Annotated in this window: 1 protein-coding gene (running past one end of the window); it reads right to left on the bottom strand. The window is 70.0% G+C overall.

All coding sequences use genetic code 11. The annotated features are described in order from the left end of the window. Positions 1-12 precede the first annotated feature (12 nt). Positions 13-24,503: the 3' portion of a non-ribosomal peptide synthase/polyketide synthase gene (locus ACFTS5_RS23255; protein ID WP_378634441.1), read on the bottom strand. 19,654 nt of this gene lie beyond the right edge of the window; the window shows 24,491 of its 44,145 coding nt (coding positions 19,655-44,145); its start codon lies beyond the right edge, outside the window; it ends in the stop codon at positions 13-15.

Genomic DNA, 24,503 nt, shown 5'->3' with positions numbered 1-24,503 from the left:
GAACGCGCACTCCTACTCAGCGACGATCACCGTGACCTCACTGTCGGCCACGTCGGTCGGGTCGCCCGTGACCACGAACCAGTGGGTGACCTCGCCGTCTGCCAGGTCGTCTTCCACCGAGGTATCGGGGAGCACCGACAGTGCTCCGGCAGTGGACGAGGCCAGGAATTCCTGGATGGCGGCCGGGCCGGAGGCGTGGGTGGTGTAGGTGGTGCATTCGTAGTCGATGCCGTGTTCGTCGCGGAGGGTTTCGGCGAGGGCGACCGCGGCGCTCTGGGTGAGTGTCGAGGTGGTGTCACCGGAGACCTGGACGAAGGCCGGGTGGTCCTCGGCCAGGGGACGGACCCGGTCGGCGTAGGAAACGGGATGGGCCGCGGCGGCGGCGATCTCGTCTTCGACGTCGGCCAGGATCAGCCACTGACCCGCCACCCCGGCGACCGGCGCAGCGCTGATCCCGAAAAGAGCTCCGGCGGCGGCGATTTCGACGCCGGAGAGTTCGCCGGCGAACAGCACCGCGGCACCCGCCTTCTGGACCGCCCAGGCGGCGAGGACCGAATCGACGCTGCGCGGCAGCGAGATCGCGACCACGTCGCCGGGACCCGCACCGCGCGCGATGAGCACCCGGGCCAGCTGGGAGGACTTGCGATCCAGTGCGCTGTAGGCGATTTCGCTGTCACCGCGCAGCAACGCCGGAGCCTGCGGATCGGCTTCGACGACCTCGGCGAGCACCTTGGCCACCGTCTGCGCACCGACACCGGAAACAGCCGGAGCCGAAACAGCGGCTGTCACACCGGAATCGGCGAGCAGCTGTGCGCGTTCGCTCGCATCGAGGATGTCGATGTCGCCGACCAGACCGGACGGGTTGTCGAGCAGCTCGTCGAGCACCCGCAGCAGGCGCTGCGACAGCGTGCGGACCTCGTCGGCGGTGAAGGTGCTGGTCAGGTACTTCATCGTGATCTCGATGGTCGACTCGGCCATCACCACCAGCGTGAGCGGGTAGTGGGTCGCGTCGTCGAGGCCGACACCGGTGACCTGCATGCCGTCGATCGAGCTCGCCGCGGTGACGGCGTCCTTGTCCATCGGGTAGGACTCGAACACCACCAGCGTGTCGAACTGCGAGCCCATGCCCGCCACCCGCTGGATGTCGGACAGACCGACGAAGTGGTGGCTGAGCAGCTCGGCCTGCTCGGACTGCACCCGCTGGGCGAGCTTCTCCGCGGTCATCCGATCGTCGATCTGGATGCGCACGGGCAGGGTGTTGATGAACAGGCCGACCATCGACTCGACGCCGGGCAGTTCCGCCGGGCGACCCGAGACGGTCGCGCCGAACACTACGTCGTCGCGCCCGGTGAGACGACCGACGACGATGCCCCACGCGGTCTGCAGCATCGTGTTCACGGTGACACCGAGCTCGCCGGCGAACTTGCCGAGCGCCCTGGTGCGGTCGTTGTCGATCTCGACGATGACCTTGCCGAGCTCGTAGCGTTCCTCGGTGCGCGGCGCGGGCGCGAGCTGGGTGGGGCCTTCGACCCCGGCCAGCGCGTCGGCCCACACCTGCAACGACACTTCGCGATCCCAGCCCGAGAGCCAGGACAGGAAGTTGCGGTAGGACGCCACGCGCGGGAGCGCGGTGAGGTCACCGTGCACCGCGTAGAGCACGAGCAGGTCGCGCATGAGCAGCGGCATGGACCAGCCGTCGACCAGGATGTGGTGAACGGTGATCGCCAGGTGCGAATGCTCCTCGTCGATCTTGTAGAGACCGAAGCGGATCAGCGGCGCGGTGGCCATGTCGAACTGGTTCGCCTGGTCAGCGGCCAGCAGCTGCCGCATGCGCGGCATCCGCTCGTCTGCGGGCAGGTCGGTGAGGTCGACCTCGCGCCACGGCACCTCGAGCTCGGACAGCACCACCTGCACCGGCTGACCGGCCGAATCGGTGACGAACGCGGTCCGCAGGTTCGGGTACCGGTCGAGCACGGCCTGGGCCGCGCCACGCAGCCGCTCGACGTCGAGGGTGCCGGTGAGGTCGAGGACGGCCTGCACGGTGTAGACGTCGACGGTCGCCGAGCTGAGCATGGCGTGGAACATCAGGCCCGCCTGCAGCGGCGAGAGCGGCCACACCTCCGACAGCGCCGGGTAGTCGCGCTCCCACAGCTCGAGATCGGACTGGCCGACCCGGACCAAGGACATGTCGGACGGGGTGAAGCCACCGGCGTCGACACGCTGGGCGTGCGTGGCGAGCGCGGTGAGCGCGGCCACGAACAGGTCGGCGAACTGCTGCGCCTGGTCGGCGGTGAGCAGGCCCTTCGGGAACGCGATGTTCGCGCCGAGCTGCGGGCCCTCGTCGCCGTCGTTGACGATGGCGTTGATGTCCAGGGTCGCGTTGGCGGGCATGTCGAGGTCCATCTCGGCGTCGAGCTGGCCCAGATCCGCCACCGGCACCCAGCCGAGTTCGGCGAGCTCGGCGGGGATCTCACCGGCGGTCGCGCGACCGAGGTAGTTGAAGCTGATCTGGCCCACGCTCGGCAGGTCGGCACCGTCGAGGTACTTCAGCATGCCGAAGCCGATGCCCTTGTCCGGCACCGCGAGCATCTGCTCCTTGACCGACTTGATGACATCACCGAGCACGGCGCCACCGGCGAACGCGTCGTCGAGGTCGGCGCCGCCCAGGTCCAAGCGGACCGGGAAGGCGGTGGTGAACCAGCCGACGGTGCGCGACAGATCCGCACCGGCGACGATCTCTTCCTGGCGGCCGTGACCTTCCAGCTTGATCAGGGCCGCGGTGCCGGATTCGTCTCCACGCCAACGGGATACGGCCAGCGCCAGCGCGGTGAGCAGGCCGTCGTTGACGCCACCGTGGTATAGGCCGGGGATCGCGGTGAGGACCGCGTCGGTGACCTCGGGCGACAGGGTGACCTGTACCCGGTCGACGGTGGCGAAGGTGTCGACCCGCGGGTCGAACGCCCGCGCGCCCAGCTGCGGATCGGCGGTGGCCGAAACCTCGCGCCAGAACGGCAGTTCCGCGCGACGATCGGTCGACTGCTCGACCAGGCTGTGCGCCCAGCGACGCATCGAGGTGCCGTTGACCGGCAGCGTCATCTGCTGGCCCGCCGCGATCTGCCCCCAGGCCATGCCGAGGTCCGGGATCAGGATGCGCCAGGAGACGCCGTCGATCACGAAGTGGTGGCCGACGATGAGCAGGGCGTCGCGCCGGCGCGGACCCTCGGTGGGCTCACCGAAGGTGAACCACACGAACTGCACCATGGCGGCGTTCGCGGGGTCGAGACGGCCCATGGCCTCGTCGTACTCGACGCTGGCCAGCTTGGACAGCTGATCGTCGGCGATGTCACCGGCGACCTCGACCCGGCGCACGAGCGTGGTCACGTCGACCTCGCCCGGCGCCAGAGCCTCGAAGATCCACCCGTTCGCGGCATCCTTCGCGACCCGCGAACGCAGCACATCGTGGTGGTCGAAGACCGCGCCGATGGTGGCGTGCAGGACATCGGCGGTGATGTTCTCGGGCAGACGCAGCACCATCGACTGGGAGAACCGGTCGTAGGTGGAACCGCTGGCCAGGATCTGGCGCATGATCGGCAGCATCGGGATATCGCCGACACCGCCGCCCGGCAGTTCCTCGAGCACGATCTGTTCGGCGTCGCCCGCGAGCACGGCGACCTCGGCAAGCCCCGCCACGCTGCGCTTGTCGAACACATCACGCGGCTTGAAGAGCACGCCGCGATCCTTGGCACGCGAGACCAGCTGGATGGACAGGATCGAGTCGCCGCCGAGGGCGAAGAACGAATCGTCCAGGCCCACGGCGTCCACACCGAGCACCTCGGCGAAGACGGTAGCGATGATCGCCTCGATTTCGCTGGTCGGCGTGCGGAACTCGCGCGGGGCGAGGACCGGCTCGGGCAGTGCGCGCCGGTCCAGCTTGCCCGCGGGGGTCAGCGGGATCTCGTCGAGGACCATCACGGCGGCCGGCACCATGTGCGCGGGCAGGTGCTGCGCCGCGTACTCGACCAGGGCGGCCGGGTCCACGTTGCCGCGGACGTAGGACACCAGGATGGTGGCGCCCGCGTCGGTCTTGCGGCCGATGGTGGCGGCGAACTCGACGTCGTCGTGCGCGGTGAGGATCGCGTCGATCTCGCCCAGTTCGATGCGGAAGCCGCGGATCTTCACCTGGAAGTCGTTGCGGCCCACGTATTCCACGACCGGCTTGCCGTGGACGGTGCGCCAGGCGACGACGTCACCGGTGCGGTAGAGGCGCTCGCCTGCTGTGTACGGGCTGGCCACGAAACGCTCGGCGGTGAGGCCGTGGCGCGCGTGGTAGCCGCGCGCCAGCGGGACGCCGCCGAGGTACAGCTCACCGGCCACGCCCTCGGGGACCGGGCGCAGGCGGCTGTCGAGCACGTACACGGTCGCGCCCGCGATCGGGCCACCGATGTTCATGGTGTCGCCCGGCAGCAGCGGATCGGACAGGTTGGTGGCGATGGTCGCCTCGGTCGGACCGTAGGCGTTGTAGAACCGGTGCAGCGCCGGGTCGGTACCCGCGCTGTGCCAGTTCGCGACCAGGTCGACGGGGGCCTTGTCGCCACCGACGATCAGCGCTTCGAGCCCGGCCAGGGCCGCGGGTTCCATCGACGCCGCGACCAGTGGGGTGAGGAACACATGCGTCAGCTGCTGGCCGGCGATGATGTCGGCCAGTTCCTCGCCGCCGACCACACCGACCGGTGTGATGACGAGGGTGCCCGCCGAGCCGACGGCCAGGAGGAACTCGAGGATCGAGGCGTCGAACGACGGTGACGCGAACGCCAGGGTCCGCGCGTTCTTGTCGAGACCGAACTGCGCGACCTGGGCGGCGGCGAAGTTGGGCACACCGGCATGGGTGACGACGACGCCCTTGGGCAGACCCGTCGAACCCGAGGTGTAGATCATGTAGGCCGTGTTGCCGGGGCGGACCGCGCCACGGCGATCGGCCTCGGTGATCGGGGCCTCGGACTGCGCGGCGATCTCGGACTCGGTGGCCGCGTCGTCGAGGGTCAGCCAGTCGCCCAGCGCGGGCGCCGGCAGGTGGTCGGCCTCGGCGGACACCGTGATACCCAGTGCCGCACCGGAGTCCGACATCATGTGCGCGATGCGCTCGGCCGGGTACTTCGGGTCGACCGGGAGGAACGCCGCGCCGGTCTTGCTGACAGCCCAGATCGCCAGGGTCGTGTCGAGCGAACGCTGCATGGCGATGGCGACGACCGTTTCCGGTGCCGCACCACGCTCGATCAGCACGCGAGCCAGGCGCGAGGACGCCGCGTCGAGCTCGGCGTAGGTCAGCGAGGCCGACTCACCCGGCGCGACGATGGCCTGACCGGTCGGGTTGGTCGCCACGGCCTGGGCCAGCAGCTCCGGCAGGGTGCTCACCGCAGCGGCGGGACCGCCGGTGCGGGTGAGCAGTTCGGTGCGCTCGGCGCTGTCGAGGAGTTCGAGGTCACCGACCGGGGTGGTGGTGTCGGCGACGACCTCGGCGAGCAGTCGCTGGAAGCGCTGCGCGAACTTCTCCACCGTCGACTGGTCGAACAGCGCACTGGCGTAGGAGAACTCGGCGTAGGCGCCCTCGTCATCACCAGCTGCGGCTTCCCGCACGGTGAGCAGCAGGTCGAACTTGGCGGTGTCGACGTCGAAGTCGACGGCCGAGACCGACAGGCCGGGCAGCTCGAAGCCGGCATCGGGCAGGTTCTCGAACGACAGCGCCACCTGGAACAGCGGGTGCCGCGCGGTGGAGCGCTCGGGGTTGAGCAGTTCCACCAGGCGTTCGAACGGGATGTCGGCGTGGGCGAAGGCTGCCAGGTCGGCTTCCTTGGCCTGGGTCAGCAGCTCCGCGAAGGTGAGCTGTCCGCCGACCTGGGTACGCAGGGCGAGGGTGTTGACGAACATGCCGATCACGTCGTCGAGTTCGGCCTCGCCACGGCCCGCGATCGGGGTGCCGATGACGATGTCCTCGGTGCCCGACATGCGTGCCAGGAATACCGCCAGCGCGGTGTGCACGACCATGAACAGCGTCGCGTTCTGCTCGCGAGCGATGGCAGACAGTCCGGCGTGGATGTCGCCGCCGATCGGGAACAGCACCCGGCCACCGGCGAAGGACTGCGTGCTCGGACGCGGCCGATCCAGGGGCAGGTTCAGCTCGTCGGGCACACCGGCGAGTGCGCGCTTCCAGTAGCCGGCCTGCTGGGCGATGAGGCTGGTCTCGTCGGTCTCATCGCCGAGCACCTCGCGCTGCCAGACGCTGAAGTCGGCGTACTGCACCGGCATCGGCGCCCAGCCCGGTGCTTCACCGGTGGCACGGGCGGCGTAGGCGATCATCACGTCGCGGGTCAGCGGGCCCATGGACCAACCGTCGGCGCTGATGTGGTGGGCCACGAAGACGAGGACGAATTCCTCGCCCGCGATGCGTCCGGCGGGCCCGGAGGCGGTAGCGGAGCGTGACCACGCAGGGCCCTCGGACGCATCGCCATCGGGCACAGCGACCTGCATGAGCTTCGCGCGCAACGGAACTTCGTCGATCACGTCGAAACCGGTGGTGATCAGCTCGGCGATCTTGTCGCGAACCTGTTCGGGGGCAACGGTTTCCGGCGTCAGATCCGGCACATTGCCCTCGACCGGCAGGATCACCTGGTGCGGTGTGCCGTCGGTCGACGGGTACACCGTGCGCAGGGTCTCGTGCCGCGCGAGCACATCGGCGACTGCCAGCTGCAATGCCTCGACATCCAGCGCGCCCGACAGGCGGACGGCGACGGGGATGTTGTTCACCGAAGAGGCAGTGTCGAACTGGTTCAGGAACCACATGCGCTGCTGTGCGAGCGACAGCGGCACCTGATCCGGGCGCGGACCGGCGACCAGCGCGCGACGCCCACCGGCACCCGCACCCTGCTCGACCTTCACCGCGAGTCCGGCCACCGTCGACGCCTCGAACAGCAGGCGCACGGGCACCCGGCTGTCCAGGGCGGCGCCGAGGCGGGCCGCGACCTGAGTGGCCAGCAGCGAGTTGCCGCCGAGGGCGAAGAAGTCGTCGTCGGCGCCGACGCGCTCGGCGCCGAGAACATCGGCGAACACGCCGGCCACGATCTCCTCGATCGGGGTCGACGGCGCGCGGAAGGTCTGCGCCTCGAACTCCGGCTCCGGCAGCGCCTTGCGGTCGAGCTTGCCGTTCACATTGAGCGGCAGCGCGTCCAGCACCACGAACGCGGCGGGCACCATGTACGACGGCAGTCCGGCCGACAGCGTCGACTTGACCTGTGCCACCTCGATATCAGCGCCGACCAGGTAGGCGACCAGACGGTCACCGGTGCGCGGATCGGACTTGGCGATCACCGCGGTCTGGGCGATCTCGGGCAGCGCGAGCAGCGCGGCCTCGATCTCGCCGAGCTCGATCCGGAAGCCGCGGATCTTCACCTGGAAGTCGGTGCGGCCGCGGTAGTCGAGTTCGCGGTTGTGCCAGGCCACCAGGTCACCGGTGCGGTACATGCGAGTACCCGGCGTGAACGGGTTGGCCACGAAACGATCGGCGGTCAGGTCGGGGCGACCGTAGTAGCCGCGAGCCAACTGGGCGCCTGCCAGGTACAGCTCACCGGCGACCCCGTCGGGCACCGGGCGCAGGCGCTCGTCGAGCACGTAGACCTGGCTGTTCCACTCGGGCGAACCGATAGAGACCGACACCTGGTCGGCGGCGTTCACCCGGTGCGAGGTGATCGAGACCGCGGCCTCGGTCGGGCCGTACAGGTTGAACAGCTCGGTGCGGCTGAACTCGGTGCGGAAGCGCTGGGCCAGCGAACCCGGCAGCGCCTCACCGATGGCGAGGACCCGCCACAGCGAATCGGGCATTCCCGAGGCGAGCAGCGCGTCGAGCATCGACGGCACCACATGCAGGGTGGTGACCCATTCGCGGGCCATCAGCTCGTTGAGGTAGGCCGGGTCGCGATGGCCGTCGGCCGAGGCGATCACCAGGCGGCCACCGCAGACCGCGGCCGACCAGAACTCCCAGACCGAGAGGTCGAAGGTGGCGGCGGTCTTGAGCAGCACCGCGTCGGCGGCGTCCATGCCGAACTCGATCAGCTTCCACTGCAGCTGGTTGGCGATGGACTGGTGAGGAACGGCGACACCCTTCGGGCGGCCGGTGGAACCGGAGGTGAAGATCACGTACGCGGTGTTCTCCGGACGCAACGGCTCGGTGCGCTCGGCATCGGAAATCGGTGCTGCGCTGAGAGATTCGAGGTCGAGCTCATCGATGCGAACCACCGGCGCGACATCCGTGGCGAACTCGGCGTCGGTCAGCACGCAGACCGGTGCCGCCGTCTCGAGGATGTAGTCGGTGCGCTCGGCCGCCTGATCGGGATCGACCGGCACGTACGCGCCACCGGACTTGGCCACCGCGTACATCGCGACAACCAGGTCCACCGAGCGGCGCATCGCCAGCGCGACACGGGACTCCGGGCCCACACCGAGCGAGATCAGGTGCCGCGCGAGGCGGTTCACCTTCGCGTCGAGTTCGGCGTAGGTGAGCTGTGCGCCGTCGTCGGTGACCAGCGCGGTCGACTTCGGATCGGCGGCCACGGTCGCGTCGAGCAGCGAGACCAGGGTGGCCTCGGTGTCGACCGAGTAGGTGGTGGCGTTGCGGGCGTCGAGGATCTGCGTGCGTTCGGCCGGGGCCAGCAGCTCGATATCGCCGACCGCGGTACGCGGGGTGGCGACGATCGCGCCGAGCAGCCGGACGAAACGCTCCACGAAACCTTCGACCGTGGCGTGGTCGAACAGGTCGGTGGCGTAGGTGAACAGACCCGAGATACCTTCGGGCTCACCGGCATCGCCGTAGCGGTCGGTGGCGATCAGGTGCAGATCGAACTGCGACAGCTCGGTGGCGATGTCGAGGCCCGAGACCGTCAGGCCCGGCAGTTCCAGGGTGGCGCGGCTGAGGTTCTGGAACGACAGGCCGACCTGGAACAGCGGGTGACGCGCGGTGGACCGCACCGGGTTCAGCACCTCGACCAGGCGCTCGAACGGCACGTCGGCGTTGGCGAACGCCGCGATGTCGTCTTCACGCTGGCGGGCGAGCAGTTCGGTGAACGCCTCGCCGCCGTCGACCTTGGTGCGGAACACCAGGGTGTTGACGAACATGCCGATCATGTCGTCGAGCGCGGCTTCGCCACGTCCGGCCATCGGGGTGCCGATGGCGATGTCGTCGGTGCCGGACAGGCGGGCCAGCAGCACCGCGAGAGCGGTGTGCACGACCATGAACAGCGTCGCGCCCTCGGCACGAGCCAGTTCGACCAGCGCGCGGTGGGTGTCGGCGTCGATCTGGACGTCGACCTTGCTGCCGGCGAAGGTCTGCACCGCGGGGCGCGGGCGGTCGGCGGGCAGGTCGAGCTGATCGGGCAGGTCGGCGAGGGCCTGCTTCCAGTGCGCGACCTGCTTGGACGCCATCGAATCGGCGTCGTCCTCGCTGCCGAGGAGGTCGCGCTGCCAGATGCTGTAGTCCGCGTACTGCACGGCCAGCGGGGCCCAGCCGGGCTCGGAGCCCATCGAACGGGCCGCGTAGGCGGTCATCAGGTCGCGGGTCAGCGGGGCGACCGAGGATCCGTCACCGGAGATGTGGTGCACGACCAGAGCCAGGACGAACTCGTCGGTGTTCTCGACGCGGAACAGCGCCACCTTGAGGGGGACCTCGACGGTGACGTCGAACATCGTCGACATCAGTTCCGCCACAGCCGATTCCACCTGGTCGGCGGCCACGGTGCGTTCGATCAGTTCCGGCGCGGCCTGTGCGGGCGACAGGATCACCTGTGCCGCACCGGCTTCGGTCTGCGGGTAGATCGTGCGCAGGATCTCGTGGCGGGTCACCAGGTCGGTGACCGCCGCACGCAGCGCGTTCACGTCGAGGTCGCCGGTGAGGCGGACCGCGACGGGCACGTTGTACGCGGCCGACTGGGTGTCGAAGCGGTTGAGGAACCACATCCGCTGCTGCGCGAGCGAGAGCGGGATGTGCTCGGGGCGCGGACCCGCGGTCAGTGCCTTGCGATCGCCGGTCTCGGCATGCTGCTCGACCCGCTGGGCCAGCGCGGCCACCGTGGACGCCTCGAACAACAGACGCACGGGAATGCGGGTGTCGAGCGCCGCGCCGAGGCGGGCGGCGACCTGCGTGGCCAGCAGCGAGTTACCGCCCCAGGCGAAGAAGTCGTCGTCGAGTCCGAACCGCTTGGCTGAGCCGGATGCAGCCGCTCCCGAGGACCCTGCGTGGTCACGCTTCGCTACCGCCTCCGGGCCCGCCGGTCGCGGCTGGACGTCGAGGCGAAGGACCTCGGCGAAGGTCGCGGCCACGAGCTGTTCGCTCGGGCTCACCGGCGCGCGGAACACGGCCTTCTCGACCTCGGGCTCCGGGAGAGCCTTGCGGTCGAGCTTGCCGTTGGCGTTGAGCGGCAGCGCGTCGAGCTGCAGGAACACGGTCGGAACCATGTACGACGGCAGTTCGGCGGCCAGCGCTGCGCGCAGGGCGAGCTTGTCGACCTCGGCGGACGACAGGGACGGCGCGCCTGCCCCGGTCGCGGTCTCCGCGTCAGCGGAAGCGGTACCGGCGACGACATAGGCGACCAGGCGGTCGCCGACGACGGGGTCGGTATGGGCCAGCACGGCGGCGGAGGTGATGCCGGGCTGACGCAGCAGCGCGGCTTCGATCTCGCCGAGTTCGATGCGGAAACCGCGGATCTTCACCTGGAAGTCGGTGCGGCCGCGGTAGTCCAGTTCACCGTCGGCGTTCCAGGCGACGAGGTCACCGGTGCGGTACATGCGCTCGCCGAGCGCGGAGAACGGGTCGGCGACGAAGCGGTCGGCGGTGAGGTCGGCGCGACCGTAGTAGCCGCGGGCCAGCTGGGCGCCGGCCAGGTACAGCTCACCGGACACACCGACAGGAACCGGGCGCAGGCGCGAATCCAGCACGTAGACACGGCTGTTCCACTCCGGCGCACCGATCGAGACCGACACCTTGTCCGCGTCGGTGACCGCGTGGCTGGTGATCGAGACCGCGGCCTCGGTCGGGCCGTACAGGTTGAACAGCGCGGCGGTGTTGGCCGTGCGGAAACGCTGCGCGGTCGCGGCGGGCAGTGCCTCGCCGATGGCGAGGACGCGACGCAACGTACGCGGTAGTGCCGCACCGGATTCGGTGAGCAAGGCGTCGAGCATCGACGGCACCACGTGCAGTGTGGTGACGCCGGTGGCCCGCATCAGGTCGTTGAGGTAGGCCGGGTCACGGTGGCCGTCGGCGGTGGCGACCACCAGACGGGCACCCGCGACGGCGGCGGTCCAGAATTCCCAGACCGAGAGGTCGAAGGTGGCGGCGGTCTTGAGCAGGACCGCGTCGTCGGCACCGATACCGAATTCGGCCGTCTCCCACAGCAGCTGGTTGACGATCGCGCCGTGCGAGACCGCGACACCCTTGGGCTTGCCGGTCGAGCCGGACGTGAAGATGACGTACGCGGTGTTCGCGGGGACCAGGGTGCGCCCGGTGATCGCGGCATCGCTGACATCGCCCAGGTCGAGGTCATCGAGGACCACGACTTCGGCTGCCGCCGTGCTGAATTCGGCGTTCGCCGTCGTCAGTACGACTGCCGGTGCGGCCGTCTCCAGGATGTAGTCGGTGCGCTCGGCAGGCTGATCCGGGTCGATCGGCACGTAGGCCGCGCCCGTGCGGGCCACCGCGTACATCGCGATGATCAGCTCGGCGGAGCGGCGGATGGCCAGCGCGACCCGGTCCTCGGTGCCGATGCCGCGCGAGATCAGGTACCGCGCAAGACGGTTGACCTCGGCATCGAGTTCGGCGTAAGTCAGCTCACGACGCCGGTCGGCTTCATCCACGACCAGCGCGATGGCGTCGGACGTGGCCGCCACGGTCGCATCGAGCAGCGACACCAGGGTGGCGTCGGTGTCGACGGCGTGCGCGGTGTCGTTCCAGGCGGTGACGATCCGCTCGGATTCCGGCGTGGTGAGCAGGTCGATGTCGCCGACCGGGATGGTGGCGTCGGCGGCGACCGCGTCGAGCACCAGCAGGAAACGGTCCGCGAAGCTCTGGACCGTCGACTCGTCGAACAGGTCGATGGCGTAACCGAATTCGGTGACCAGCTGGGCCGGTGCGCCGTCGTCGGTGTAGCGGTCGTAGAGGGTGACGTGCAGGTCGGTCTTGGCCAGCTGCGAGTCGTAGTCGACGGCGCTGACGGTCAGGCCGGGCAGTTCGAAGGTGGTGTCGGCCAGGTTCTGGAACGACAGGCCCACCTGGAACAGCGGGTTGCGGGCGGTGGAGCGGACCGGGTTGAGCACCTCGACGAGACGCTCGAAGGGCACGTCGGCGTTGGCGAAGGCTTCCAGGTCGCGGTTGCGCACGTCGGCGAGCAGTTCGGCGAAGGAGGCGCCGGGGTCGACGGCGGTGCGGAACACCAGGGTGTTGACGAACATGCCGATCAGGTCGTCGAGTTCGCGCTCACCACGGCCGGCGATGGGGGTGCCGACGGCGATGTCGTCGGTGCCGGACAGGCGGGCCAGCAGCACCGCGAGCGCGGCGTGCACGACCATGAACAGCGAGGCGTTGTTGGCCCGTGCCAGGTCGTGCAGGGCGGCGTGACGGGTCGGGTCGATCTCGAAGCGGATGGCCTGGCCCTGGAACGACTGCGCGGGCGGGCGCGGCCGGTCGGCGGGCAGTTCGAGCTGGTCGGGCAGCCCGGCGAGCGCTTCGCTCCAGTAGGCGACCTGCTTGGCGGCGAGGGATTCGGTATCGGTCTCGTCGCCGAGGACTTCGCGCTGCCACAGCGCGTAGTCGGCGTACTGCACGGGCAGCGGCGCCCACTGCGGCGCCTCACCCTGCACGCGGGCCACGTAGGCGGCCATGATGTCGCGCGCCAGCGGGCCCATCGAGGAACCGTCGGCGGAGACGTGGTGCACGGTGAACGCGAGCACGTGGTCGGTCTCGTTCAGTTCGAACAGCGCGACCTTGAGCGGCACCTCCTGGGTGACGTCGAAGGTGGTCATCGCGAATTCGATGACGCTGCCGAGCAATTCGGCCTCGGTGACCACGATGTGGTGCACCACGGCGCGGCTCTGCGAGACGGGCAGGATCACCTGGTGGGGGCCGTCCGGCGAGCCCGGGTAGGTGGTGCGCAGCATTTCGTGGCGGGCGAACACGTCGCCGATGGCCTGCTCGAGCGCGGGCACGTCGAGTTCGCCGGTGAGGCGGACGGCCAGGGGGATGTTGTCGACCGCGGAGGTGGACGTGTCGAACTGGTTGAGGAACCAGTAGCGCTGCTGGGCGGGCGAGAGCGGGATGACGGCGGGCCGCTCCCCCGCGGTCAGGCGTGGACGGGTGCGGCCGGAGCCCGCGTTGTGCTCGGCGCGGGCGGCCAGCGCGGAGACCGTCGAGGCCTCGAACAGGTCGCGCACCGAGAGCTGGGTGTCCAGGGCCGCACCGATGCGGGCGGTGACCTGGGTGGCCAGCAGCGAGTTGCCGCCGAGTTCGAAGAAGTCGTCGTCGGCGCCGACGCGGGTGACGCCGAGCACGTCGCCGAACGTGCCTGCCACGATCTCCTCGATCGGGGTGGACGCCGCACGGAACACCTTGGCCTCGAACACCGGCGCGGGCAGTGCCTTGCGGTCGAGCTTGCCGGAGGCGTTGAGCGGGAAGGCATCCAGGATCACGAAGGCGGTGGGGACCATGTAGGCCGGCAGCGCGCCGCCGAGCTCGGTGCGCACGGCGTCGAGGTCGATGCTCGCACCGGCCGCCGGGATCAGGTAGCCGACCAGCTGGTCGCCGAGGCGCTCGTCGGAGCGGACCACGACCACGGACTGGGCGATCGAGGGCAGTGCGGTGAGCGCGGACTCGATCTCGCCGAGTTCGATGCGCAGACCACGCAGCTTCACCTGGAAGTCGGTGCGGCCCAGGTATTCCAGCTCGCCGTCGGCGGTCCAGGCGACGAGGTCGCCGGTGCGGTACATGCGGGCGCCGTCCGCGCCGAACGGATCGGCGACGAAGCGGTCGGCGGTGAGGTCAGGGCGGTTGACGTAACCGCGCGCCAGCTGGACACCGGCCAGGTAGAGCTCGCCGGGGACGCCGGCGGGCGCGGGGTGCAGACGCGAATCCAGCACGTACACCTGGGTGTTGAAGACCGGCGCGCCGATCGGCACCGAGGTGGTGTCGGCATCGGTGACCTCGTGGAACGTCACGTCGACGGCGGCTTCGGTGGGGCCGTACAGGTTGTGCAGGGCCGCGCCGGTGAGGGCGCGCATCCGCTGGGCGGTGGGCGCGGGCAGCGCCTCACCCGAGGCGAACACCAGTCGCAGGCTGCTCGAGACCTCGGCACCGTCGGCGAGCGCCACGGCGGCGGATTCGGCCAGTTCGGCGACGAAGACCGACATCATCGACGGCACGAAGTGCGCGGTGGTGACGCCTTCGGTGGCGATGATCTCGGCGAGGTAAGCCGGATCGCGGTGACCATCGGGCTTCGCGACAACGAGTCGCGCGCCGATCTGCAAGGGCCAGAAGAACTCCCACACCGACACGTCGAACGTCGCCGGAGTCTTCTGCAAGACCACATCGGCCTCGGTCAGACCGTAGGCCTCCTGCATCCACACCAAACGGTTGACGATCGCACCATGGCTGACCGCCACACCCTTCGGACGACCCGTCGAACCCGACGTGAAGATCACATACGCCGTGTTCTCCGGACGCAGCGGCGCGATCCGCTCGGCATCGGTGACCGGCGCATCCGAGTACCCCGAGAGATCCAGGCGCTCGATGTTCAGCGCGGTGGTCGAGCCCGCGTCGAATTCGTCACGGGCAGTGGTCAATACGCAGACCGGCGCCGCGGTCTCGAGCACGTAGTGGGTGCGCTCGGCCGGGTGATCGGGGTCCAGCGGCACGTAGGCGCCACCGGCCACGCTCACCGCGTACATGCCGATCACCAGATCGAGCGAGCGGCGCATGCCGAGCGCGACCATGGTGTCCGGGCCGACGCCCTGGGCGATGAGGTGGCGGGCCAGGCGGTTCACCTGCGCGGTGAACTCGCGGTAGGACAGACTTGTCCCCTCGAACGTCACGGCGGTCGCGTTCGGGCCGGTCGCGGCCTGTGCCTCGAACATCGACACCAGCGTGGCGGCTTGGTCGACCGGGTGCTCGGTGGCGTTCCAGTCGGTGACCACCTGGCGGTATTCGGCCGGGGCCAGCAGGTCGACCTCGCCGATCGCGCGGGCGGGCTTGGCCACGACCGCGGTCAGCATCCGCACCAGGCGCTGCGCGAGGGCGGCGATGGTGTCGGCGTCGAACATATCGGTGGCGTAGGCGAATTCGGCGGTCATGCCGTCGGCGGAACCGTCGGCACGGTGACGATCGGCCAGATTCAGGTGCAGATCGAACTTGGCGGTGACCACATCCAGCGGCACGCCCGCGACCTCGAGGCCGGGCAGTTCGAAGGACGCCTCACCGGTGTTCTGGAACGACAGCATCACCTGGAACAGCGGGTGGCGGGCCTGCGAACGAGCCGGGTTGAGGATCTCCACGAGCCGCTCGAACGGCAGATCGGCGTGGCCGAAGGCCGCGAGATCGTTCTCCCTGGTCTGCGCGAGCAGCTCGGTGAACGGCTGGGCCGGGTCGACGGCGCTGCGCAGGACCAGGGTGTTGACGAACATGCCGATGGCGTCGTCGAGCACCGCTTCACCACGACCGGCGACGGCGGTGCCGATGGCGATGTCGTCGCTGCCCGACAGGCGGGCCAGCAGTGCGGCGAACGCGGCGTGCACGACCATGAACAGGCTGGCGCTGTGTTCGCGGGCGAGCGCGTTGAGTCCGGCCGACAGGGCCGGGTCGATGGAGAACTCGTGCACGCCACCGCGGTTGGACGCGACAGCGGGGCGGGCCCGGTCGGCGGGCAGGTCGAGCTGGTCGGGCAGCCCGGCCAGGTTCTGCGACCAGTAGGCCACCTGCTGGGCGATCATCGACGACGAATCCGCTTCGGAGCCCAGCGTTTCGCGCTGCCACAGGGCGAAGTCGGCGTACTGCACGGGCAGCGGGGTCCAGCCGGGCGCCTCACCGCGCGAGCGGGCGGCGTAGGCGATCATCACGTCGCGGGCCAGCGGGCGCACCGACCAGCCGTCGCCGGAGATGTGGTGCACGACGAAGACCAGCACGTGGGTGTCGGGGTGCGAGCCGTCCATGGAGCCCGCGATGCGCAGCAGTTCGGCACGCACCGGGACCTCGGCGGTCACGTCGAATCCGGCGAGCACGAGTTCGCTGATGCGATCGCGGATCTCGTCCTCGCCGACGGTGATCGGGTGCAGCGAGATCGGCATCTGCCCGGCGGGCAGCACGACCTGCACACCCTGGCCGTCGGCGGTCTCCGGGTAGACGGTGCGCAGCACCTCGTGCCGGTCGACCACGTCGGCGACGGCCTGGCGCAGGGCATCGATGTCGAGGTCGCCGGTCAGGCGGACTGCGAGGGGGATGTTGTTGACGCCGGTCGCGCTGTCGAAGCGGTTGAGGAACCACATGCGCTGCTGAGCGAGCGAGAGCGGGATCTGGTCCGGACGCGCACCGGCGACGAGCTCGCGACGGCTGCCGCTGCCCGCGTGGACCTCGACCTTGGTGGCCAGCGCGGCCACCGAGGGCGCCTCGAACAGAGCGCGCACGGGGACGCGGGTGTCGAGGGCGGCACCGAGGCGGGCGACCACCTGGGTGGCGATGAGCGAGTTGCCGCCCAGATCGAAGAAGTCGTCGTCGAGGCCGACCGCGCGGTCGCCGGTCAGGCCGAGCACCTCGGCGAAGGTGGCGGCGACGATCTCCTCGATCGGCGTGCGCGGCGCACGGAACTCGCGCGCCTCGAACACCGGCTCGGGCAGGGCGCGCCGGTCGAGCTTGCCGTTGGCGCTCAGCGGCATCTCGTCGATCACGACGAACGCGGCCGGAACCATGTAGGACGGCAGCTGCGCCGCGAGCTGCGCGCGCAGAACGTCGATGTCGACGGTCTCGCCCACGGCGGGGACGACATAGCCGACGAGCTGGTCACCGGTGCGAGCGTCCGAACGCACGACCACCACGGCCTGCGTCACGGTGTTGTGCGCGGTGAGCGCGGCTTCGATCTCGCCGAGCTCGATCCGCAGACCACGCAGCTTGACCTGGAAGTCGGTGCGGCCGAGATAGGTGATGACGCCGTTCTCGTCGCGGCGGACGAGGTCACCGGTGCGGTACATGCGCTCGCCGTCGATCCCGAACGGATCGGCGACGAAGCGGTCGGCGGTGAGATCCGGCCGGCCGAAGTAACCGCGTGCCAGCTGGGCACCAGCCAGGTACAGCTCACCGGCGACACCGGCGGCCACGGGGTGCAGGCGCGAATCCAGGACGTAGGCCTGCGAGTTCCAGACCGGCGCACCGATCGGGACGGCGCCGTCGACCTGGTCGGCGACCGGGCCGTGCGTCGCGTGGACAGTGAACTCGGTGGGGCCGTACAGGTTGAACAGCGCCGCGTCGCTCACCTTGCGGAATGCGACGACCGTATCGGCGGTGAATGCCTCACCGGCGATCAGCAGGGCGCGCAGCGAGGACAGAGCTCCGCCCTCGACCGCGGCCTGGTCGATGCTGCCCGCGAACACGGTGAGCATCGACGGCACGAACGAGGTCATCGTGACCCGTTGCGCGGCGATGACATCCGCGAGGTACTGCGGGTCGCGGTGACCATCGGGGCTCGCCACGACGATCCGGCCGCCGGTGCTCAGCGGGCCGAACAGCTCCCACACCGACACGTCGAAGGTGGCGGGCGTCTTGAACAGCACCACATCGTCGGCGCCGATGCCGTATTCGCCGGTGATCCAGCGGATCTGGTTCACCACGGCCGAGTGCGGCACGGCCACACCCTTCGGGCGACCGGTCGAGCCGGAGGTGAAGATGACGTAGGCCGGGTGCCGCGGGAGCAGCGGAACGATCCGCTCGGCATCGCTGACCGGAGTCTGCGGGTACGCCGTGAGGTCGATCGCGTCGATGACCAGCGTCGTCGGGGCGGCGTCCACGGCCGCGTCGTCGTCGAGTCCGAACCCGTCGCGGGTAGTGGTGAGGACGGCGACCGGGGCTGCCGTCTCCAGGACGTAGGCGATGCGGTCGGCGGGCTGGTCCAGGTCGAGCGGCACGTAGCCACCGCCTGCTTCCTGCACCGCGTAGGCCGCGAGGACCAGGTCGATGCTGCGGCGAAGGCCGAGCGCGACGAGGGATTCCGGGCCGACGCCCACTTCGATCAGTCGATGCGCCAAACGGTGCACACGAGCGGCGAATTCGGCGTAGGTCAGGGTCTCGCCGGTGGCGGGGTCGACCATCGCGACCGCGTCGGGGGTGGCCAGCGCCTGGCGGGCGAACTCGTCCACCAGGGTGCCCGCGCCGGGCAGCTCGTGCGCGGTGTCGTTCCAACCACGCACGGCCAGTGCGGTTTCGGCGGAGTCGAGCAGGGCGATATCGCCGACAGCGCGGTTCGGAGCAGTCGCGATCTCGGCGAGCAGGCGAGCGAAGCGGGCGCCGAAGCGGTCCATGGTGGCCGCGTCGAACAGGTCGGTGGCGTAGATCAGCTCGGCGACGATGCCGGACGCGTCACCCGGCTTCTCGGTGAGCACGACCTGCAGGTCGAACTTGGCCACGTCGATCGGCAGATCGACGCCGCTCACGGTGAGGCCGGGCAGTTCCAGGCTGGTCTGGCCGGTGTTCTGGAAGGCCAGCATGACCTGGAACAGGGGGTGGCGGGCCTGCGAGCGGGCAGGGTTGATGATCTCGACGAGACGTTCGAACGGCAGATCGGCGTGACCGAAGGCGGCGATGTCGCTCGCGCGGACCGCACCGAGCAGGTCGGTGAAGCTCGCGTCGCTGTCGATCTCGGTGCGCAGCACCAGGGTGTTGACGAACATGCCGATCAGGTCGTCGAGCGCGCGCTCACCACGGCCCGCGATGGGGGTGCCGATGGCGATGTCGTTCTCGCCGGACAGGCGCGAGAGCAGCAGTGCCAGCGCCGCGTGGGAGACCATGAACAGCGTCGCGCCGCGGGTGCGGGCCAGCTCGGTCAGGGCCGCATGGGTTTTCGCGTCGATCTCGAAGGTGTGGGTGGCGCCGCGTCCGCTGGCGACCGCGGGGCGCGGCCGGTCGGCGGGCAGGTCGAGCTGCTCGGGCAGGCCGCGCAGGGTCGAACCCCAGTACGAGACCTGCTGGGCGATCACCGATTTCGCGTCGTCCTCGTCACCGAGCACGGCGCGCTGCCACAGCGCGAAGTCGGCGTACTGGACTTCCAGCGGACGCCAGGCCGGTTCGGCGCCTTCGACGCGGGCGCTGTAGGCGGTCATCACGTCGCGGGTCAGCGGGCCCATGGAGAAGCCGTCGGCCGAGATGTGGTGCACGACAAGGGCGAGCACGTGTTCGGTGGGGCTCACCTCGAACAGGGCCGCGCGGAACGGCACCTCGGCGGTGACGTCGAACGCGGTGCGTACGAGCTCCGAAAGCCGTTGCGGCAATTCGGCGGCGGTGGTCTCGATCGGCGCGAGGTCGGGGATGACCTTGCCGGTCGGCACGATCACCTGGTAGCCGGCGCCGGAAACCTCCGGGTAGTAGCTGCGCAGGGACTCGTGGCGGGCGAGCACGTCGGCCACGGCCACCTGCAGCGCCTGGCGGTCGAGCAGGCCCGACAGCCGGACGGCGGCGGGGATGTTGTCCACCGCGGACTCGGGGTCGAAGCGGTTGAGGAACCACATGCGCTGCTGGGCCAGTGACAGCGGCACCCGCTCGGGGCGCTGCTGCGGCACCAGCGGCGCGCGGCGTTCGGCACCGGAGTGCGTCTCGGCCCGCGCGGCCAGCCCGGCGACGGTGGAGGACTCGAACAGTTCGCGCACGCCGATGTCGGTGTCGAGCGCGGCCGACAGGCGGGCGGCGACCTGGGTGGCGGTCAGCGAGTTGCCGCCGAGCGCGAAGAAGTCGTCGTCCAGCCCGACCCGATCCACACCGAGCACACCGGCGAAGGTGGCGGCGACGATTTCCTCGACGGGGGTGGTCGGGGCGCGGAACACCGCGGCCTCGAACACCGGCGCGGGCAGCGCCTTGCGGTCGAGCTTGCCGGAGGCGTTGAGCGGGAACTCGTCGAGCACGACGATGACCGAGGGCACCATGTACGCGGGCAGGTTGCTGCCCAGTTCCTCGCGAGCGTCCTCGATGTCGACGGTGCGGCCGGTCGCGGGGATGACGTAGGCGACCAGCTGGTCGCCGGTGTGCTGATCGCCGCGCACGACGACCACCGACTGGGCGACCTCGTCGAGGCCGGTCAGCGCGGACTCGATCTCGCCGAGCTCGATGCGCAGACCACGCAGCTTCACCTGGAAGTCGGTGCGGCCCAGATACTCCAGCTCGCCCTGTTCGGTCCAGGCGACGAGGTCACCGGTGCGGTACATGCGCTCGCCGTCGTCGCCGAACGGGTCTGCGACGAAGCGATCGGAAGTCAGGTCCGGACGGGCGACATAGCCACGCGCCAGCTGGACACCGGCGAGATAGAGCTCACCCGCGACACCGACCGGGACGGGGCGCAGGCGCGCGTCGAGGACGTAGACCTGGGTGTTGAAGACCGGGGCACCGATCGGCACCGTGTCCACGTCGGTGTCGACGACCTCGTGGAAGGTGACGTCGACAGCGGCCTCGGTGGGGCCGTACAGGTTGTGCAGGGCGGCGCCGGTCAGCTCGCGCAAACGGTGGGCGGGCTTGGGCGGCAACGCTTCACCGGAGGCGAACACCATCCGCAGCGACGCGCAGCGCGCGGCCGCGGCGTCGGCGACGAACACGGCCAGCATCGACGGCACGAAGTGGGTGACCGTGACGCCCTCGGTGTGAACGATCTCGGCGAGGTACGCCGGATCACGATGACCGTCCGGCTTCGCGACGACCAGCTTCGCACCGATCTGCAAGGGCCAGAAGAACTCCCACACCGACACGTCGAACGTCGCCGGAGTCTTCTGCAAGACCACATCGGCCTCGGTCAGACCGTAGGCCTCCTGCATCCACACCAAACGGTTGACGATCGCACCATGGCTGACCGCCACACCCTTCGGACGACCCGTCGAACCCGACGTGAAGATCACATACGCCGTGTTCTCCGGACGCAGCGGCGCGATGCGCTGGGCATCGGTGACGCGGGTATCGGCGTAGCCGTCCAGGTCGAGCAGATCGATGCGGACCTGCGCGGTGTCGATCTCCAGATCGGTGCCCGAGGTGAGCACACACACCGGATCCGCCGTCGCCAGAATGTATTCCGTGCGCTCGGCCGGGTGATCGGGGTCCAGCGGCACGTAGGCGCCACCGGCCACGCTCACCGCGTACATGCCGATCACCAGATCGAGCGAGCGGCGCATGCCCAGTGCCACATAGGTTTCCGGGCCAACGCCGCGATCGATCAGCCAGCGCGACAGGCGGTAGACCCGCTGGGCGAACTCGGAATAGTTCAGCGTCTCGGAGAGACTCCGTGGGGGGCGGTGGTCGGGCGACGGGTGGGCCGGATTCGTGCCCTCGAAGGACAGGGCGGTGGCCTGCGGCGTGCGGGCAACCTGGGCCTCGAACATCGAGACGAGGGTGGCCCGCTGATCGACCTCGTGCGCGGTGGCGTTCCACTCGCGCACGACGAGTTCGCGTTCGGCGGCATCGAGCAGTTCGATATCGCCCACCGCGACAGCCGGTTCCGTGGTGATCGCGGTGAGCACCCGGATCAGGCGATCGGCGATGCGGTGCACGGTGGCCGCGTCGAACAGGTCGCTCAGATAACCGGCGCGGATGCGCAGCTGGGTGTCGAGCTGGGCGATCAGCGACAGCGGGTAGTGGGTGGCGTCGGCGGCGTCCAGGCCGGTGACGGCCATGCCGTCGATGTCGGCGGCCTGGGCCTTGATGCCCTCGGCGTCGACCGGGTAGGACTCGAAGACGACCAGCGAGTCGAACAGGCCACCGATTCCGGCCGCCGACTGGATCTCGGCGAGGCCGATGTAGTGGTGGTCGAGCAGGTCGGCCTGCTCGCCCTGGGTGCGGGTGAGCACCTCGCGCACCGATTCGGCGGCGTCGAAACGCACGCGCACCGGGACGGTGTTGATGAACAGGCCGACCATGGATTCCACGCCGGACAGCTGCGCGGGACGACCCGAGACGGTGGTGCCGAAGAGCACGTCGTCGCGGCCGGTCATCCGGCCGAGCACGATCGACCAGGCCACCTGCAGGACGGTGTTCGGGGTGACGCCGAGGTCGGCGGCCAGCGCCACGAGCCGCGCCGTGGTGGGCTCGTCGAGGTCGAACAGGTACTCGTCGGACAGGGCGGCGATCTCGCGGCTCGCGTCGGGGCGGGCCAGCATGGTCGGCTCGGTGACGCCGCGCAGCGCATGCGACCAGGCTTCGACCGAGACCGAATGGTCCTGACGGCCGACCCATTCCAGGAAGTGCCGGTAGGAGCGGACGGCGGGCAGCGCGCTCGCGTCGCCGTGCAGGGCGTAGAGGGCGAGCAGGTCGCGCATGACCAGCGGCGTCGACCAGCCGTCCAGCAGGATGTGGTGGTTGGACACCACGAAACGCCATTCGTGCTCGGCGATCTGGATCAGCGTGAAGCGGATCAGTGGCGGGTTCGCCAGGTCGAAGCGGGCGGTGCGGTCGGCTTCGACGAGATCGGCGTATTCGCCGGTCTCGATGCGGTCGTGTTCGGCCCAGGCCACGCGGGTGGTGTCGAGGACGACCTGCACGGCGTTGCCGTCGTGGTCGGTGACGAACGCGGTGCGCAGGGTTTCGTGGCGGTCGAGCAGCGCCTGGGCGGCGGCACGCAGACGGGTGGCGTCGACGCGACCGGTGAGCGTGAGGACGGCCTGGGCGGTGTAGACGTCGACCGAGGTGGCGGCCAGACGGGCGTGGAAGAACAGACCTGCCTGCAGCGCGGCGAGCGGCCACACCTGGGTCAGCTCGGGGTAGCGCTTCTCCCAGGTGTCGATATCGCGCTGGGTGGAGCGAACCAGGGCGAAGTCGGACGGCGTGTGACCGCCCGCATCGGCCGAATTGGCATGCCGGGCGACAGCTTCCAGCGCGGTGATCCACAGATCGGCGAATTCGCGAACCTCGGCCTCGGCGAGCAGGGTGCTCGGGTAGCCGATATTGGCGCTGAGCTTGTCGCCGACGACGATCGCGTTGACATCGAGGGGCGCCATCGCGGGCATGTCGGCGTCGTAGGCGCCACCGAGGGTGGCCAGCTCGGGCGCGGGAATCCAGCCGAAGCCGCGCAGGGCGTCGGGGACGTCGCTGTCGGCGACACGGCCGAGGTAGTTGAAGCTGATCTGGCCGGGCAGCTGCGTGGGCAGTTCGACGGCGGTCTCGGCGTTCATGTACCGCAGCAGGCCGTAACCGATGCCCTTGTCGGGCACCGCGAGCAGCTGTTCCTTGACCGCCTTGACGGCCTGTCCCAGCGCCGGACCACCGGCGAGCGCGGCATCGATGTCGATGCCGGCCAGGTCGAGGCGGACGGGGAAGATGGCGGTGAACCAGCCGACGGTGCGCGACAGGTCGGCGCCGGGCGCGACCTCTTCCTCGCGACCGTGGCCTTCCAGACGCACCAGCAGCGCGTCGCCGCTCGGGTCGGCGCGGTGGCCGTTGCCGAGCGCGCCGGGACCGGTGCGGGTGGAACGCCACTTGGCGGCGGCCAGCGCCAGCGCGGTGAGCAGACCGTCGTTGACGCCACCGTGGAACAACGCGGGGACGGTGGTGAGCAGGGCCTTGGTGACCTCGGCGGACACCTCGACCGGCAGCTTCTCGATGACGCCGGAGACGTCGAGGGCCGGGTCCATGGGCCGCGCGGTGAGCAGCGGGTCCGGGGTGGCGACGACCTCACGCCAGAAGTCGAGTTCGGCGGCGCGGTCGGCGCTCTTCGCCTCGTCGGCGAGAGCATGCGCCCAGGCCCGCATGGAGGTGGCGGGGGCACCGAGTTCCGGCTGCTGACCCGAGGAGAGCTGACCCCACGCGGAAACGAAGTCGGGCACCAGGATGCGCCACGAGACGCCGTCGACGACGAGGTGGTGAGCGACAACGATCAGTCGACCCGCGCGACGTGCATTCGACGCACCGGTCGCGGCCGCAGCGGATTCGCTGGCGCCCTCGACCTTTTCAGCGGCAGCGTCGCTCGCCGCAGCAGCGTCGGTGTGAGGGTTGTTCAGGTCCGGCTCGAGCCACACGAAGCGCACGACGACGCCGTTGGCCGGGTCGAGCCGATCGAGGCTGGTGTCCAGCGCGGCGGAGGCGATTTCGACAAGTTCGGCGTCCGAGACGTTCGGGTCGAACGTGGTGTGGTCGATCAGCGCGGTCGCGTCGACAGTGCCGGTGGGGGCGGTGTCGACGACCCAGCGGCCGTCGACCTGGTGCAGGCGCGAGCGCAGCATGTCGTGGCGGTCGATGACCGCGCCGACGGTGGCGG

It is taken from the genome of Nocardia sp. NPDC056952 (assembly GCF_042674185.1).
GTDB lineage: Bacteria > Actinomycetota > Actinomycetes > Mycobacteriales > Mycobacteriaceae > Nocardia.
Note: the sequence above shows the minus strand (reverse complement) of the source record. Positions and strands in the feature narration are given on the sequence as shown.